The following is a 14,296-nucleotide window of genomic DNA, read 5'->3' as shown; positions in this document are numbered from 1 at the left end:
GGAAAAAATTAAAACTAAATTCATGAAATCATCGGAATTAGGATTATCTGCAATGTATAGAATTCTAAAGAAAGCAGGTGCAGAAAGAGTAAGTGACGAATCAGCAGAGGAATTGAGGAGAATAATTGAAGAGATTGCAGACGGCATTGCTAAAAGTGCAGTCGATATGGCTTCTCACGCTAGTAGAAAAACGATAAAAGGGGAAGATGTGAAGTTGGCTTCAAAACCATTTAACAAATTCTGATCTAAAGAGTTTAATTATTCATTTTGTGTTTTTTAAAACGGTACTCTGGCAGAACGGTTATGCGTGAGCCTGCAAAGCTTATACAAGGGGGTTCGACTCCCTCGGGTACCTTATTCTACTATAACCTGTCCACTCATCCAAGGATGAAGAGTACAAAAATAATCATATGTGCCTTTTTTATCAAAATCAACAGTAAACGATTGATATGGATCTAGATGTCCACTGTCAAATAGTTCAGAAGGTTCATCATAAAATCCTGAAGTTACACTGTGAAATGCAGAATCTTCATTTATCCATGTAACTTGTTCTCCAGAATCAATAACAATACGAGAGGGAATGTAACATCTATCAATCTTCTCACATCCAGGTCTGGAAGATTTTGTAGGCATTATAATGTCACCTGTAACAACAACCTCAGATTCTTCAGAATTTTCCTCAGTGGAAAAATCTGAAATCATTAAAGCGATTATCATAATTACAATAACTGCAATAATTCCAATTATCATTATTTTTTTTAGCAAATCACATCATTTCCTTTTCAAAGTTATTACATAATTACCTAATTCTCTAAATATATAACACATTAGAAGACATAATTGTCTCAAAACGGAAATGGATTGTTAGAATACATACCGGGCTCACACACATTGTTAGTTCAAAAGAATTCCAGTCCCCCACTAGAAGGATTTGCAGAAAATATACAAGAAAGTATTCACGAGTATGCGGAAAATTCAAAAAATGAAGTAGAGAAAGGAAATAATTTCCTTCAATGGATTTTAACAAGAGTTTTTGAGGCCACCGAAGATGATGCTGCTGATGCAATTGTAGACGGAGCAAATGATCTAGGAATTGATGCCTATCTTCCCGTAGATTTCTCAGATAATACTATTAGATTATTTCAATCAAAATACGGAACATCGCATTCTTTAGAAGCTATTGCAAAATTCAAAGAAGACGCACAAAGATTACTTGCAAAAGACGTGGTGAAAATGAGACCCGAACTTGCTCAACTTGTCACAAAAATTAAAGAAAAAAATCTAAAGATAAAATGTTGTTATGTAACAGATCAAGACGTAGACTATACTGATGATATAGTAGAAATCATAGACCAAAAAGTAATAATTCAAAAACTATGGGATAGAATAAAAAAACCAGCAGCTGGTAAAAAATCATCTATCAAATTAGAAAGAATGTTAAGACATGAAAACACCATTCTAGGGATTTTGAAGTTACGTGAATTAACTGAATTTGTAAGTAAGAATAAAGATTATGTCTTTGAATCCAACATTAGACAATGGATGCAGTTTAAAACTACAGTTAACAAAGGGTTAAGAGAAACCTTACAAAGTAACCCAGGCAAATTTTTCTTTTACAACAATGGAATAACTATTGTAGTTAGTGATTTTTCGGAGTTAGGTGAAAACATGATTGAACTTCATGCACCTCAAATTGTTAACGGAGCACAAACATCAAACTCAATTCTTGATCATTCAAAGAGAACAAAAAACATGGATGGTTCAATGACGGTTACAATTATCAAAGCAGATGATGAACAAGAACAAAACAACATTACAAAATATAGAAATTCTCAAAATTCAGTGAGAGGAAAAGATCTAGTTTCATTAATGGATTTTCACAAATCAGTGAAAGCACAGCTGAAAAATTGTGGTTATTTTTATGAGATTCAAGCAGGTTCTTTTGATACAAAAACTAAATCAAAACAATGTGAGTATGACGGAGATGTAATATACAACAACTATCTTCCAGACAATCATAAAAAAGTCATTGTTGCAAAAGATGCAATACAATCACTAGTTGCAGGAATTGAACAGAGGCCTACAGAAGCATATAGTTCACCAGCTCAATTTCTTCCAAGAGGAAGTAAGTATGATGACATATTTAATGAGAATCTTAAAGATGATTATAGAATTTTACTATATCCGTATCTTGTGAAAGAATTTGCAAAAAAATCATTGAAATATGGAAAACAAGGAGGTCATAAAACAAAAAGGTATGCAACATTATTTTATGTTGCAGTATATTTTAGAATACTTCATAAAAAAATTCTCGAGTCAAAAGGAGATTTTAAAGGGGATGTGAGAAAATTGGAACCAATTTTTCGTAGTTTTAAACTTAATTCTAGAATTTTAAAGATTGCAGATGTAGTTGTGACGAAATTTCTTGAAGATACAGTGGTGGATGATGAGATTGAATTGGCAAATACCAAACACAATTTCTTTTCTCAACATGTTTGGAATGATTCAATGCTTCGAGTAATTGATAAAAAAATCAGACAAGAAGAAGATGAAATTTTAGCATTGAAAAAACTCACATCTAGTTTATTTTAATTTCAAAGGTAGTAGTCCAACCAAGTAAAAATCTTGCAGGAGGTTTACATTGGTCAGACTGCCTACCTAAATTGAGTATAAACCAGTAATATTTAACATAATTTTTTTAAACATGGTTTATTCCAGAATGTTTTTTATATCGAGTGAAAAGAGCAGTGTTACTTGGGTAAAAAAGAAAAATGCATAATTTGCAGTGATCTAATAGAACTTCATTTCAAGGCCATGGAAGAATGGAAAATTGATGGCACATTATGTGGTAAATGTTATTCAAAAAAACTTAGCGAATATTATCCAGGTGAACACGTTAGAGTGAACAAACATCTAGATTAATTCTATTCTAATTTTGAAAGTTTGTTTATGTTAATACAATTCCAAACAAGTGGATCACTTTTTACATCAGTTTCTTCTAAAAATTTAATGTCAGTAATTATTTTTTTCTTTTTTAGTAAATTAACTTGAAAACTTGAAAATTTCTTACAATTGCATTTGTTAAATAGACAGACATCCCCGTCACCCTCATCATGATCTTGGGCTTCATGACTGCAATTGCACATTGCATCTTTCTTTACATCACCAAGTAATTTTTCAACATATATCCCCAATCTAAGATATGCTTCACCATCATGACCTTTTTTGAATCGTTCATAATTTTCAGATTTTGGTAATTCCTTAAAAAAAGATAGATTCGTGTCAGGTTTTTGTGAATCTGAACCCATGATAAACCAATATTTGTCACCGATCTCTAAAAATCTAATTTTAATTGATGGATCTACCCAAGAATGTATTGTGTCATGCCAGAGTGAAGCTGCTTCTTTCCTATCAGTAAATAATGGAACAACATTCATCCTCAGATCATAATATCTATACGCAATACCTACAAAGTCATCAAACCAAGGAATTGGTGATTGTGAAGGCATTGCACGAAAATCAAGCCAGAGCTTATTTATCTGATCTGAATTAGTGGTAATACCCTTATATCATAGTTTTAAAATTAGTTACATATGGCTTCCTATAGAACCAGTATGCAAATTGTTGCAGATTTACTAGATGCAACTCAACAGTCTGGTCAAGAAGGCATCAAAACGACATCACTTCTTACAAAGGCAAATCTATCACATTCAAGATTATCAAAATTCTTGGAAAATTTGACAGGAGCTGGTCTAATCAACAAAATAGAATTTGACGGTAAGAATACTTTTGTAATTACTTCAAAGGGCAGACAATATTTGGACTCTTACATAAACTTCTCAAGTATTGCAGGGTCATTTGGATTAGAACTTTAAAATTTATTTTCTAGATCTTCTTTTTGCATTAAATGCTTGTCGTTCTTTTCTTTCTTTGAAAGAACTGTAAAGAACAATGATAATTATTCCGGCTATAGCAATCCACATTAATTCAAAATAAGGACGATCACGAATTTCTCCTGATGATGGTTCAACAAATGCAATTGGAATAGTTACAACCATAAAAATTAAAATTACTAATAGATATTTATCCATAAATCACTGGATTTACAAAACCATATATCTTTTTGATTTAAGAAAATCAATAGCGAAATGGCAAAATTACTTGAAATGATCGGATTAATTCTTGTGGCAATAATGTCGCTAGGTTTTATGGGAATATTACAACCAACCATTGATCCAGGATTATCACCATTGTTTTGGGGTTGTGCAGGTGCCACCCTCATGATAATAATCTATAGGAAGATGAAAAATAAGAAAGAGGAAAAAGAAAGTTAGAATATTTTTAGATATCGTTAAGGATTGATCAATAGTTAATGAACCGACAGATCTATAAAGGACAATTTCAAGTAAATTACAAGGCGAATTATTTGACAGATCAAACAAAACAATGGTGGGAAGGTTTAGGAAAAGAACTAGAAACAGACATAGAAACAGTTATTGAATCAAATTAACAATTATCTAAAATTTTAAAAATTTAACAGAGCCTTGAACGGGGTACGAACCCGCGACCTAACGCTTACGAGGCGTTCGCTCTACCAGGCTGAGCTACCAAGGCACGTTTGGATAAATCCATCAGAGTTAATAAAAAGCCTTTCCGAAATGGACTAAATGAAAAAAACAATTTCAGGGATTAGAGGGATATTTGGAGATGATTTAAACCTAAAAGATGTACTTGAATTTTGTAATAATTTTTCATCATTAATTAAATCAAAAAAATGTGTTATAGGAAAAGATACCAGGCCTTCAGGATCAATGATAAAAGATACAGCAAGTGCGGCATTAATGAAAAATGGAATTAATGTTTTTAATTTAGAAACAGTTCCAACCCCAGTGGTTTTTAGAGAAGCAAGAAATTATGGTGCAGGATTGGTAATTTCTTCATCCCATAATCCATTAGAATGGAATGGAATGAAATTCATCATTGATGGACGAGGGATAAATGAGCATGAACTTCCTCAAATTATCCAGCATCAAAAAATTTTAAAAACAAAAATCGGTATTGAGAGTAAAATATCAACATCATACATAGAAGATGCAAAAAAAATCATAGGAAAATTAGAAAACAGGCCAGAAATTATAGTGGATATTGGAGGAGGTGCAGCCAAAGGCTTTGCTCCAGAATTATTAAGAGAAATTGGATGCAGTGTTAAAGTAATTAATGAAAATATTTCTGCATGTTCAAGAGGGCCTGACCCCACATCAGATAACTTATCAGAATTAATAACTACAACCAATAAAAAAGATATTGGATTTGCATTTGATCTAGATGGAGATCGATTAGTGGTAGTCAATGATGGAAAAAAACAAACGCCAGATGTCACACTTGGATTAGGCGTAGCAAAATCATTAGAGTTAGGATATAAGAAATTTGTTCTTAGTATAGATACTAGTGTTTCAGTTGAAAAGTTCATCAAAGAAAAGGGTGGAACTGTACAAAGATCCAAAGTAGGAGAAGCAAATGTGATAGATCTCATGTTAAAAAATAATGCTCAAGCTGGGGGCGAAGGAAGCAGTGGGGGTTTTATTTTACCAGAATTCAATTATTGTAGAGAAGGAATTCTTACAAGTGGTCTTATTGCATCCATGTTAGGTAGTGCAGAATTTAATGAAGTTCTAAATTACATGGAAAGTTATAATCAAATAAGAGATAAAACAAAAATTGATTCAGATTTTCATGACAAAACAATTGAAGAAGTAAAATCCAAATTTTCTAAAAATTATTCTGAAATAATTACATTGGATGGGATTAAAGGAATTATCGATGAAGACAGTTGGGTATTAATTAGAAAATCAAATACAGAAGATATCATTAGAGTTTCAGCAGAATCAAATAACGAAGAGAAATGTAAAGAGATAGTCAAGGATGCAATAAAAATGGTAAATCAAAGTTATGAAAAAATTAGATGAAACTTCAATAATTGAAATTTTTCAGAAAGGATTAGGTAAAAAGAAATTTGATTCAGAAGATGTTGAAGTTTTTAATTTAGGTAAAAACAAAATTGTAGCAAAAACAGACACATTAGTAGAAAGTACAGATATTCCATCTAAAATGAAATTATCCGACGCAGCAAGGAAAAGTGTTGTAGCATGTGTAAGCGATTTTGCATCTAAAGGTGTCAAACCAACATATGGAATGATTTCAATTAATCTTCCAAAAACAATTTCACGCTCAAAAGTTAACCAAATCGTTTTAGGATTTAGAAAAGCCTGTAAAGAATTCAATATTTCAATGCTAGGAGGAGATACGAATGGAGGAAAAGAAATCGTATTCAATGTATGTCTCTTTGGAATTACAGATAAAATAATTACAAGAAGAGATTCGAAAAAAGGAGATTTGGTATTTGTTACAGGTCCATTTGGATATACATCAGCAGGATTGAATATGCTTCTTGATAAGAAAAAAGGAGAAAAAATATTTGTAAAAAAAGCAATTAATTCAGTCATCAAACCAAAACCTAGACTAAATTTTGGCATAAAAAACAAAAAATATTTTTCATCATCAATGGATTCCAGTGATGGATTATCTACGACATTAAATGAAATGGCAAAGCAAAGTAAAAATAAATTTATCATAACTAAAATTCCAGCCCTAAAAGATTTAGAAAATTTTGTAAAATATTATAAATTAAATTTAAATAATCTAGTATTCAATGGTGGAGAAGAATATGAATTTGTTTTTACAGTATCTCCAAACGACAAAAAAATAATTATAAAGAATGCAAAATTATTGAAAATCCCAATCATAGAAATAGGTTTTGTCACGTCAGGTAAAGGAGTATACATTAAAAACGATAAAGGTTTGATTCAGTTAAAAGACAGCGGTTGGAAGCATTTTGGATAATCATTCACCATAAGAAAAATTTCGTTCAACATTATTTACAATACTAAAAATTGATTCAGCTGGTAAAACATTAACACATTCAGTAATCCATAATTCATCCAGATACATCAAACGTTTAAAATCATCATCAGGTAGATAATCTAGATCAGTATCAGGATAAATTGAATGAATTCTATATCCTTCATTAGCAATCTGTTGACAGGTTTGTTCTTGAGGAGAGAGACCAGAATCACTGATCGGTGTCAAAAAATGAATTGCTAATGAAGCCATCAATGTCACTGCAACTGCCACTCCAATGGCTAAAAATAGAATAGATGCCAATTAATGCATCCAAATAGAGATAGTATATGAATAGTCATTGATCATGAATTTTTGCCCAAATTAAGGCAAGTTTAGAAAATCAATGTTTTTTAAACCCCTTGAGGCCTGATTAAACATTGTCAGAAATTGAAGCTCAGATTAAAGAAGAAGTTGCTGAAGAGACTGAATCTGTAGTCGAAGAGACTGAATCTGTAGTCGAAGTAAAATCAAAGAATCAACCAGAGACAAAAAAAGAGGGTCCCGATAAATGGGGAATTGCTCATATTTACAGTAGTTATAATAATACAATTATTCACATGACCGACCTTACAGGAGCAGAAACTGTATCTATCAGTTCTGGTGGTGTACATGTTAATGCAGATAGATACGAGTCATCACCATTTGCTGCAATGAAAGCTGCAAATGCAGTTGTAGATGTTGCAAGAACTAAAGGATTTACAGGATTTCACATCAGAGTTCGCGCTGTTGGTGGAGTAGGTTCCAGAGTTCCTGGCCCAGGTGCACAAGCTGCAATTAGAGCATTAGCAAGAGGCGGATTTAAAATTGGACGAATTGATGATGTAACACCAATTCCTCATGACACCACCAGAAAGAAAGGTGGAAAAAGAGGAAGAAGAGTCTAGTCAGATATTTTTATTTTAATATCACAGCCTTTAGAAATAAAATAATCGGACATAAATTTTGCAAATTTTCCATGTTGATCATTTGCAGGATATTTCATAATCATATCAGAGAATTTTTCTTCTATTCCGTTTTGTAAATTTGGTTTAAAGGCTAATTTAAAAAATGTCCATCCAAATTTAGATGAAGGTTCACTTAGGGCATATCCGTTATAACCAGATACAAGACTTTCCATATGAGATAATGCTTTTTTGATTGTCAATAAATCATCTGCGTAATTTTTTGTTCCAATTTCTAAAACAATATTCATTACTCATCACCGTCATCAGATGATTGATTGCTGAGTTTATCACTTAGAGACACAAATTTTCCATCTTGTTCAACATTGATTTTTGTTGCCATTCTTACATTCATACCAACTGATCTAAATAATGTCAACAATTTTCCCCCATCAAGACTTTCATTAATTTCACCAGTTTTAATTAATTCGCATAGTTTTTCAATAATCATTTTAGTTTCATTGGGAAATTGTGATTCAGCATTTTGTAAAACTTCTAATCCTCTAAATCCAAGTATTTTGATAAGAGAGTCACGTGGATTTTCAGAAATTATTTCTTTTTTAGAATTTGTATCGGATTCAACTTTTTGTTTTGTAGAAATATTTTTCTGCATTTCAGCTAGTCGTTTTGCCTTTAATCTTTCTAATTCAGAATCTTCTTCGCTCAACCCTTTATCACACCAATAGGTACTAATTTTGCAACTTTTGTGGCAATTCCCAAATTATGAGACACATTAACTACAGAATCAACATCTTTGTATGCCTGAGGAGTTTCTTCAACAACCCCGTCTCTAGTTAATGCTTTGATGAATATGCCTTTGTCATTTAGAGATTTTTTTACATCCTCTTCAGTAAAATTTCTTCTAGCCTTAGAACGAGACATTGTTCTGCCAGCACCATGTGCAGTAGAACCAAAACTCAAATTCATTGAATTTGGTTGTCCAAGTAAAATCCAACTTGAAGTTCCCATTGAGCCTGGAACTAAAACAGGTTGTCCTAAATCACGATATTTTAGTGGAATTTCATTTCGATTTGCAGGGAATGCTCTTGTTGCACCTTTTCTATGAACAACCAAATTACGTTCTTTACCATCAACTTTGTGCTTTTCTACTTTAGCAATATTATGAGCTACATCATAAACCAATTTCATATCAAGATCAGATTCTGATTGATTAAAAACACGCTGAAAAGAATTGCGCGTCCAATGAGTTAGCATTTGCCTATTACTCCAAGCAAAATTCAATGCTGAAAACATAGCTTTTCTATAAGATTCACCTTCTTCAGAATTATTTGGAACACATGCAAGTTCTCTATCAGGTAAATGAATATCATATTTTTCCATAGCTTGTTCTGATACTCTAAGATAATCACTGCATACCTGATGGCCAAAGCCTCTAGATCCACAATGAATCAAAACTGTAATTGTCCCTTCCTCTATTCCCATTCTCTTAGCTGCTTCTTCATCATGTATTTCTGCAACTTTTTGTACTTCAAGAAAATGATTTCCAGAACCCAAACTGCCAAGTTGAGGTGCTCCTCTTTTTCTTGCTTTATCAGAAACTTTGTTTGGATCAGCATTTTGAATTTTACCATTTTCTTCACAAACATCAGAGTCATCTGATGAACCATAACCATGATCAATTGCCCAATTTACTCCATTTACTAAAACTTCATCAAGTTCAGAAGGAGTAAGTTTAACAGATCCTTTAGAACCCACACCAGAAGGAATAGAGCTAAAAAGATCTGTAACTAGTTCTTTTAGTTTTGAACGAACTGTGTCTTCAGATAAATTTGAACGAAGTAAACGCACTCCACAATTAATGTCATACCCAACACCGCCAGGACTAATCATTCCTTCTTCTGCATCCATAGCAGCAACTCCACCAACTGGGAAACCATAACCTTCATGTCCATCAGGTAAAACCACACTGTGGCCAACTATACCAGGAATAGAGGCTACATTTTTTGCCTGCATTATTGTTCTATCAGAGAGCATTTTTTGCATTAGCGGTTCATCAGCATAGATTCTTACAGGAACCCTCATTCCAAGATTGGAATCAGCATCAATCTGATATTGATTTTCTCCAATTTTTCTCGGTACACTAGAAGACATGAGTATTGGTAAAAATTCCCTTTAATCCAATTTAAATCATCAGGAGATTTGTAAAATGATTTTAAAATAATCAATCAAACATGAAATTAATGATCTAATTTATCTATGATTAAATTATTTCATTATTTGTGGTAAGAAAACAATTAACAGAAAAAGAAATTGAAAAACAAAAAGAAGAGCAGTCATTGAGAGCAAAGGCCTCCAGAGCAGCAAGAAGAAGCGGCAAAAGTATGAAAACTGAAGGTAAAGTCAGTAAATCAAGTGCAAAGACAAATGAAGCTAGATCATCAAAAAAGGTTGCAGCTGTTAAGAAACGAACTAGAAGTTAGATTAGCAGTATTGGATTATTCTTGAAAATAAAAGACATCGTATTTTTCATGTAACGATCTGACAAGTTTACGACATTTTATCCAAAATTGTAGATATTCATGATCAGTCATTGATCTACCATATTCTGAATAGAACCAACCAACAAAATCATCCTCTAATTTTCCAAAAACAAATCCAAGATGAAAATCTTCAGATATTTTTACATTAAATTCTTTTTTGGGTTGTAATTCATCCCATCTAGAAGATAATCCATCAAAAGATTCTTGAGTTTTTTCAAGTAATTTCCCCAAATATGCTATTGATTTTGTTTCCAAGTCCATCATTTATTTCACTACTAAGACAGGCTTGTTAGATTTGTGAAGGACATAATTTGAGGTACTTCCCAAAAAAATCTCTTTTGCTGCACCCATTCCTCTTGAACCAATTACAATAAGATCAAAGTTTTGTTTTTCAGCAACTTCGACAATTCTTTTTCCATCATCACCATATGATACCCTGTCAAAAAATAAAATTCCCTTTTTTGCAGCTAGCAATTTAGCTTTTTTCATAATTTTTTGGGCATGACTTAGTAAAATTTTTTCCAAGGGAGTGATAGGATCATTAGTTCTAGGCTTTACAATGCCTGCCACATAAAGACCAGTAATAGTTGCATGAGATTCTCGTGCCATGTGAATAGCAACACCTAGTCCTCTAAATGAATTTGAAGAACCATCTAAAGGAACAAGAATTTTCTTTATTTGAAATCCCATAGTAAAACAATCTAATTTTTTGATTTAAATCCAATTGAAATTATCTAAGATGATTTTCATCTTTGATTTTCTAGGAGACTATAAAATATGGAATCAAATACAAATTCAAAAGATGACAGATGCCAAATCAATGACTATCTCAGACATAATGACCAAATCAGTGATATCTGTGGATGCAACACTAACAGTAAATGAAACTGCAAAAATGATGGAGGATGCCAAGGTTGGAGCAGTTATCGTAATGGAATATAACTCACCAGTAGGAATTGTTACAGATAGAGATTTTGCAATTAAAATTGCAGCTCATGCATATCAAATAACCACACCAATAAAACAAATAATGTCATCACCTCTATTTTCAATTAATTCAGATGAAACAGTGAGAAGTGCAGCAGATTTAATGCATGCAAGAGGAATAAGAAAATTACCAGTTATCGATGATGATAAGGTAGTTGGAATAATTACATCGACAGATATTGTCAATTTGTTATCTGTTTGTGTAGAGGAGGATATGAGAGACATGTATTTTCATTCAGTAGCAAAAATTTACACTAATTACAGCCCATATAATTAGAAAATATCATGGTAGTGCCAATAATTGTATTATTAGGAATTCCAATTTTACTTGGAATTGTATACATGCCTCCTTTTGATCTACCTGCAGAAGAAAAACCAGAAAATATTACAGAAGAGCCAGATGTAAGTTTACTATATTATATTTTGATGGGAATTTGGACATTGTATTTAATCAAAATTCTCCTTCAAGTAAAAAAAGGAACTTTCAAGGTAAATCAGAGATATTAGTATGAATACAGCCCCATACTGGAAAAAAAACGTTTGTTCAGATTGTAAAAGAATGAATTGTCAAAAAGGTTGTCTTTGTGATTGTCATCAATTAAGAGATAGAATGAATTAAGTTTAGAATTCATAAGTAGATTTATTTTCCATGTATAACGATTAGGAGTATTGGCAATCCTACCTATCGATAATGGTCGTTATGGCACCAAAGAAATGATGGATATTTTTAGTGAGCAAAAAAAAGTAGACTATCAATTGGAAATCGAGGGAGCAGCTGCCATTTCCCAAAGCGAGATAGGAATGATCTCAAAAAGCATAGGCATAGAAATTCACAGAGCTGCAATGTCTGGAAAAATAACTGCAAAAAGAATCAAACAGTTAGAAGCAAAAAGTGATCACGATACAGCAGCTCTAGTAGAGTCACTTAGTGAGAAATGTAGTAAAAATGCAAGGCCTTGGATTCACTATGGTCTTACAAGTAATGATTTAGTTGATACGAGTAATTCGATGCAGATGAGAGATGCATTACAAATTATCGAACCAAAAGTTGCAAAGATGGCATCAATTCTTGCAAAAAAAGCAGTAAAACATTCAAAGATTCCAGCAGTTGGTAGAACCCATGGTCAGCATGCAAGTATCATTTCATTTGGATTAAAATTTGCAAATTGGGCAGCAGAGATGGCAAAACATGTAGAACGAATTGAGGAGATTAAGAAAAGAATTTTGATTTGTAAGACACTAGGAGTTGTCGGTACAGGCTCACTAATGGGTGCAAAATCACTTGAAGTGCAAAGAAGAGCTGCAAAGCGATTAAAGTTATTCCCAGCAGAAGTTACAACGCAAGTTGTCCCCAGAGAGAGATACGCTGAATATGTATTTGAGTTGGCATTAATTGGTGCAACACTAGAAAAAATTGCAATAGAGATTAGAAATTTACAAAGAACCGAAATTGGAGAAGTTGCAGAGCAGTTCAAGAAAGGACAGATGGGAAGCAGTGCAGTTCCAGTAAAAAGAAATCCAATTAAAAGTGAACGTGTATCATCATTATCAAAATTAGTTAGAAGTCAAGTTGCAGTTGCATTTGAAAATATTCCATTATGGCATGAGCGAGATCTTTCAAATTCTGCAAATGAGCGATTTATTCTTCCAACTGTATCCATCCTAGTTGATGAGATGTTAGAGACTATGACCAGAATTATTTCAAATTTGATGGTAAATGAAAAAAGAATTGTAGATAATCTATACATTACAAAAGGACAAATCTTTGCAGAGTTTGTTTTAGAGGCCCTAATCAAAAAAGGTATTCCAAGATTTGTCGCATACAGAGATGTTCAAAGAGTTGCATTTGAGGCAAATGACAAGGGAATGTTATACAAGGATGCAATCAAAAACGACAAAGCATTTTCCTCAAAGTTAACAGACAAAGAAATTGATGGAATTTTCTCACCAGAGAAACATTTGGGTGCATCACCTGCAATTATTAGTAACGTAGAGAAATCAGTAAAAAAAACAGTTCAAAAATTTCTCTAATTAATGAATTTATTCCGAATTATTATCAATGTAAATTGCTTTTAAGATGTCAGTTTTACTGACAACCCCACCTAATTTACCATTAATTCTAACCCCAACTCCATTGATTCTATTTTGAACCATTGTATCACATGCAACAATAAGATCATCTTCAAAGTCTACAGATTTAAAATTTTTAGTCATTACATCTTTGGCCTTTATTGTATTCCCAAAACCAGAATCTGAAAGAAAACCCTTTCTTGTAAAAACTATAGATATTGACTGATCAGAATTATCCAATACAGCATCAGAGTTACCTTGTTCTAATGCAATATGAAATAAATCACGAAATGTCATAATTCCTTCAGGATCATTATTTTCATTTTTTAAGAAAACCCTAGAAATCTTTTCATTAATCATTTTAGACACTACATCACTAAGGAAATGATCAGTATTCATAGAAAGATAAGAAATAGTCATAACATCACCAACTTTGTGCTTTCCAGCATGAGTTTGAGCATAATGTTTGACAATATCCGTTTTTGTTATAATTCCAATTAGTTCATCTTTGTTTGAAGTGACACCTAGTGAACCAATTTGTTTGTCCAACATTATCTCCACACAGGTTTTGAGATCTACAGAATCAAGTACAGATATAATCGGATTCATTATTTGAGATGCAGGGATATCATCAAGATTCTTTTCAGTTTCATCATTTAATAAAAACAAGCCAATGTCTTTTTCAGTGATTATTCCAATAGGTGAATTTTCATCAGTAACAATTAATCTACTAATATTATGTTTTAAAAATTCAGAAATTACATGTGACAAAGATAAATTTTTGTCAGTACTGATAGGTTTTTTTAATATGGAATTTAATTCTGGCAATAATATCAC

Annotated in this window: 23 protein-coding genes and 1 tRNA gene; 13 read left to right on the top strand and 11 right to left on the bottom strand. The window is 32.3% G+C overall.

Annotation, left to right across the window (positions count from 1 at the left end; translation table 11 throughout):
* Nucleotides 1–22 precede the first annotated feature (22 nt).
* Entirely contained in the window at nt 23–244 is a 222-nt protein-coding gene (locus ACW9XH_RS01385; RefSeq protein WP_457758851.1) for a histone family protein, read from the top strand.
* Between the two features lie 110 nt (nt 245–354).
* Here the strand turns inward: ACW9XH_RS01385 and ACW9XH_RS01380 are convergent, their stop codons facing one another.
* Nucleotides 355–765, bottom strand: a complete 411-nt coding sequence (locus ACW9XH_RS01380) for a cupredoxin domain-containing protein (protein ID WP_457758850.1) — start codon at nt 763–765, stop codon at nt 355–357.
* A gap of 75 nt (nt 766–840) precedes the next feature.
* Here ACW9XH_RS01380 and ACW9XH_RS01375 point away from each other — a divergent pair, with 75 nt between their 5' ends.
* Entirely contained in the window at nt 841–2,592 is a 1,752-nt protein-coding gene (locus ACW9XH_RS01375; RefSeq protein ID WP_457758849.1) for an AIPR family protein, read from the top strand.
* A 162-nt stretch (nt 2,593–2,754) separates the two neighbouring features.
* Nucleotides 2,755–2,922: a hypothetical protein gene (locus ACW9XH_RS01370; protein ID WP_457758848.1), complete on the top strand. Its 168-nt coding sequence runs from the start codon at nt 2,755–2,757 to the stop codon at nt 2,920–2,922.
* Nucleotides 2,923–2,924: 2 nt separating this feature from the next.
* On the opposite strand, the gene ACW9XH_RS01365 is transcribed toward ACW9XH_RS01370, so the two are convergent.
* Nucleotides 2,925–3,509: a hypothetical protein gene (locus ACW9XH_RS01365; protein ID WP_457758847.1), complete on the bottom strand. Its 585-nt coding sequence runs from the start codon at nt 3,507–3,509 to the stop codon at nt 2,925–2,927.
* A gap of 105 nt (nt 3,510–3,614) precedes the next feature.
* On the opposite strand from ACW9XH_RS01365, the gene ACW9XH_RS01360 reads away from it, so the two are divergent.
* Nucleotides 3,615–3,875, top strand: a complete 261-nt coding sequence (locus ACW9XH_RS01360) for a winged helix-turn-helix domain-containing protein (RefSeq protein WP_457759087.1) — start codon at nt 3,615–3,617, stop codon at nt 3,873–3,875.
* Between the two features lie 3 nt (nt 3,876–3,878).
* On the opposite strand, the gene ACW9XH_RS01355 is transcribed toward ACW9XH_RS01360, so the two are convergent.
* On the bottom strand, nt 3,879–4,091 hold the full coding sequence (locus ACW9XH_RS01355; RefSeq protein WP_457758846.1) for a hypothetical protein: 213 nt from the start codon (nt 4,089–4,091) through the stop codon (nt 3,879–3,881).
* Nucleotides 4,092–4,148: 57 nt separating this feature from the next.
* On the opposite strand from ACW9XH_RS01355, the gene ACW9XH_RS01350 reads away from it, so the two are divergent.
* Together ACW9XH_RS01350 and ACW9XH_RS01345 are read left to right on the top strand one after the other, a co-directional pair.
* Nucleotides 4,149–4,334, top strand: a complete 186-nt coding sequence (locus ACW9XH_RS01350; RefSeq protein WP_457758845.1) for a hypothetical protein — start codon at nt 4,149–4,151, stop codon at nt 4,332–4,334.
* Between the two features lie 38 nt (nt 4,335–4,372).
* The gene (locus ACW9XH_RS01345) at nt 4,373–4,510 is read left to right on the top strand and encodes a hypothetical protein (protein WP_457758844.1); all 138 of its coding nucleotides are present in this window, start codon (nt 4,373–4,375) and stop codon (nt 4,508–4,510) included.
* 30 nt (nt 4,511–4,540) lie between these two features.
* Here ACW9XH_RS01345 and ACW9XH_RS01340 read toward each other — a convergent pair.
* Nucleotides 4,541–4,614 (bottom strand) — tRNA-Thr (locus tag ACW9XH_RS01340).
* 53 nt (nt 4,615–4,667) lie between these two features.
* Between ACW9XH_RS01340 and ACW9XH_RS01335 the strand changes: the two genes are divergently transcribed.
* Together ACW9XH_RS01335 and thiL are read left to right on the top strand one after the other, a co-directional pair.
* A complete protein-coding gene (locus tag ACW9XH_RS01335; protein WP_457758843.1) occupies nt 4,668–5,966 on the top strand; it encodes a phosphomannomutase in 1,299 nt (432 codons plus the stop codon).
* The gene (gene thiL / locus ACW9XH_RS01330) at nt 5,950–6,900 is read left to right on the top strand and encodes a thiamine-phosphate kinase (RefSeq protein ID WP_457758842.1); all 951 of its coding nucleotides are present in this window, start codon (nt 5,950–5,952) and stop codon (nt 6,898–6,900) included. The genes ACW9XH_RS01335 and thiL overlap by 17 nt, the downstream gene beginning before the upstream one ends.
* Here thiL and ACW9XH_RS01325 read toward each other — a convergent pair whose 3' ends face one another.
* Nucleotides 6,901–7,221, bottom strand: a complete 321-nt coding sequence (locus ACW9XH_RS01325; RefSeq protein WP_457758841.1) for a hypothetical protein — start codon at nt 7,219–7,221, stop codon at nt 6,901–6,903.
* 116 nt (nt 7,222–7,337) lie between these two features.
* Between ACW9XH_RS01325 and ACW9XH_RS01320 the strand changes: the two genes are divergently transcribed.
* A complete protein-coding gene (locus ACW9XH_RS01320; protein ID WP_457758840.1) occupies nt 7,338–7,844 on the top strand; it encodes a 30S ribosomal protein S11 in 507 nt (168 codons plus the stop codon).
* Here ACW9XH_RS01320 and ACW9XH_RS01315 read toward each other — a convergent pair.
* The 3 genes from ACW9XH_RS01315 to ACW9XH_RS01305 are packed head-to-tail and all read right to left on the bottom strand — an operon-like array spanning nt 7,841 to nt 10,013.
* Entirely contained in the window at nt 7,841–8,152 is a 312-nt protein-coding gene (locus ACW9XH_RS01315) for a hypothetical protein (protein ID WP_457758839.1), read from the bottom strand. The two genes, ACW9XH_RS01320 and ACW9XH_RS01315, sit on opposite strands and share 4 nt — an antisense overlap.
* Nucleotides 8,152–8,568 carry a DNA-binding protein gene (locus ACW9XH_RS01310; protein WP_457758838.1) on the bottom strand — a complete coding sequence of 139 codons (417 nt, stop codon included), beginning with the start codon at nt 8,566–8,568 and terminating at the stop codon, nt 8,152–8,154. The genes ACW9XH_RS01315 and ACW9XH_RS01310 overlap by 1 nt, the downstream gene beginning before the upstream one ends.
* Nucleotides 8,565–10,013 carry an RtcB family protein gene (locus tag ACW9XH_RS01305; protein ID WP_457758837.1) on the bottom strand — a complete coding sequence of 483 codons (1,449 nt, stop codon included), beginning with the start codon at nt 10,011–10,013 and terminating at the stop codon, nt 8,565–8,567. The genes ACW9XH_RS01310 and ACW9XH_RS01305 overlap by 4 nt, the downstream gene beginning before the upstream one ends.
* A gap of 128 nt (nt 10,014–10,141) precedes the next feature.
* Here ACW9XH_RS01305 and ACW9XH_RS01300 point away from each other — a divergent pair, with 128 nt between their 5' ends.
* Nucleotides 10,142–10,342 carry a hypothetical protein gene (locus ACW9XH_RS01300; RefSeq protein WP_457758836.1) on the top strand — a complete coding sequence of 67 codons (201 nt, stop codon included), beginning with the start codon at nt 10,142–10,144 and terminating at the stop codon, nt 10,340–10,342.
* A 15-nt stretch (nt 10,343–10,357) separates the two neighbouring features.
* Here the strand turns inward: ACW9XH_RS01300 and ACW9XH_RS01295 are convergent, their stop codons facing one another.
* Nucleotides 10,358–10,666 (bottom strand): hypothetical protein, encoded by a 309-nt coding sequence (locus ACW9XH_RS01295; protein WP_457758835.1) that lies wholly within the window; start codon nt 10,664–10,666, stop codon nt 10,358–10,360.
* Complete coding sequence (locus ACW9XH_RS01290; protein ID WP_457758834.1) at nt 10,667–11,092, bottom strand: universal stress protein; 426 nt, start codon at nt 11,090–11,092, stop codon at nt 10,667–10,669. It abuts the gene before it with no gap.
* Between the two features lie 112 nt (nt 11,093–11,204).
* Between ACW9XH_RS01290 and ACW9XH_RS01285 the strand changes: the two genes are divergently transcribed.
* The 3 genes from ACW9XH_RS01285 to purB all read left to right on the top strand — a co-directional run bounded on the left by ACW9XH_RS01285 (nt 11,205) and on the right by purB (nt 13,420).
* The gene (locus ACW9XH_RS01285; RefSeq protein WP_457758833.1) at nt 11,205–11,666 is read left to right on the top strand and encodes a CBS domain-containing protein; all 462 of its coding nucleotides are present in this window, start codon (nt 11,205–11,207) and stop codon (nt 11,664–11,666) included.
* 8 nt (nt 11,667–11,674) lie between these two features.
* Nucleotides 11,675–11,896 (top strand): hypothetical protein, encoded by a 222-nt coding sequence (locus ACW9XH_RS01280; protein WP_457758832.1) that lies wholly within the window; start codon nt 11,675–11,677, stop codon nt 11,894–11,896.
* 162 nt (nt 11,897–12,058) lie between these two features.
* Nucleotides 12,059–13,420: an adenylosuccinate lyase gene (purB, locus tag ACW9XH_RS01275; RefSeq protein ID WP_457758831.1), complete on the top strand. Its 1,362-nt coding sequence runs from the start codon at nt 12,059–12,061 to the stop codon at nt 13,418–13,420.
* Nucleotides 13,421–13,429: 9 nt separating this feature from the next.
* On the opposite strand, the gene ACW9XH_RS01270 is transcribed toward purB, so the two are convergent.
* A complete protein-coding gene (locus tag ACW9XH_RS01270) occupies nt 13,430–14,296 on the bottom strand; it encodes a CBS domain-containing protein (RefSeq protein ID WP_457759086.1) in 867 nt (288 codons plus the stop codon).

It is taken from the genome of Candidatus Nitrosopumilus sp. bin_32a (assembly GCF_054095935.1).
This window is presented reverse-complemented; position numbering and strand designations above follow the sequence as displayed.

What these genes read in the sequence shown, in the direction of transcription:
- thiL (WP_457758842.1), top strand. Translation starts at nt 5,950, where the DNA reads ATGAAAAAATTAGATGAAACTTCAATAATTGAAATTTTTCAGAAAGGA.
- ACW9XH_RS01280 (WP_457758832.1), top strand. Translation starts at nt 11,675, where the DNA reads ATGGTAGTGCCAATAATTGTATTATTAGGAATTCCAATTTTACTTGGA.
- ACW9XH_RS01295 (WP_457758835.1), bottom strand. Translation starts at nt 10,666, where the DNA reads ATGATGGACTTGGAAACAAAATCAATAGCATATTTGGGGAAATTACTT.
- ACW9XH_RS01345 (WP_457758844.1), top strand. Translation starts at nt 4,373, where the DNA reads ATGAACCGACAGATCTATAAAGGACAATTTCAAGTAAATTACAAGGCG.
- ACW9XH_RS01290 (WP_457758834.1), bottom strand. Translation starts at nt 11,092, where the DNA reads ATGGGATTTCAAATAAAGAAAATTCTTGTTCCTTTAGATGGTTCTTCA.
- ACW9XH_RS01335 (WP_457758843.1), top strand. Translation starts at nt 4,668, where the DNA reads ATGAAAAAAACAATTTCAGGGATTAGAGGGATATTTGGAGATGATTTA.
- ACW9XH_RS01285 (WP_457758833.1), top strand. Translation starts at nt 11,205, where the DNA reads ATGACAGATGCCAAATCAATGACTATCTCAGACATAATGACCAAATCA.
- ACW9XH_RS01385 (WP_457758851.1), top strand. Translation starts at nt 23, where the DNA reads ATGAAATCATCGGAATTAGGATTATCTGCAATGTATAGAATTCTAAAG.
- ACW9XH_RS01305 (WP_457758837.1), bottom strand. Translation starts at nt 10,013, where the DNA reads ATGTCTTCTAGTGTACCGAGAAAAATTGGAGAAAATCAATATCAGATT.
- ACW9XH_RS01365 (WP_457758847.1), bottom strand. Translation starts at nt 3,509, where the DNA reads ATGCCTTCACAATCACCAATTCCTTGGTTTGATGACTTTGTAGGTATT.
- ACW9XH_RS01355 (WP_457758846.1), bottom strand. Translation starts at nt 4,091, where the DNA reads ATGGATAAATATCTATTAGTAATTTTAATTTTTATGGTTGTAACTATT.
- ACW9XH_RS01350 (WP_457758845.1), top strand. Translation starts at nt 4,149, where the DNA reads ATGGCAAAATTACTTGAAATGATCGGATTAATTCTTGTGGCAATAATG.
- ACW9XH_RS01315 (WP_457758839.1), bottom strand. Translation starts at nt 8,152, where the DNA reads ATGAATATTGTTTTAGAAATTGGAACAAAAAATTACGCAGATGATTTA.
- ACW9XH_RS01360 (WP_457759087.1), top strand. Translation starts at nt 3,615, where the DNA reads ATGCAAATTGTTGCAGATTTACTAGATGCAACTCAACAGTCTGGTCAA.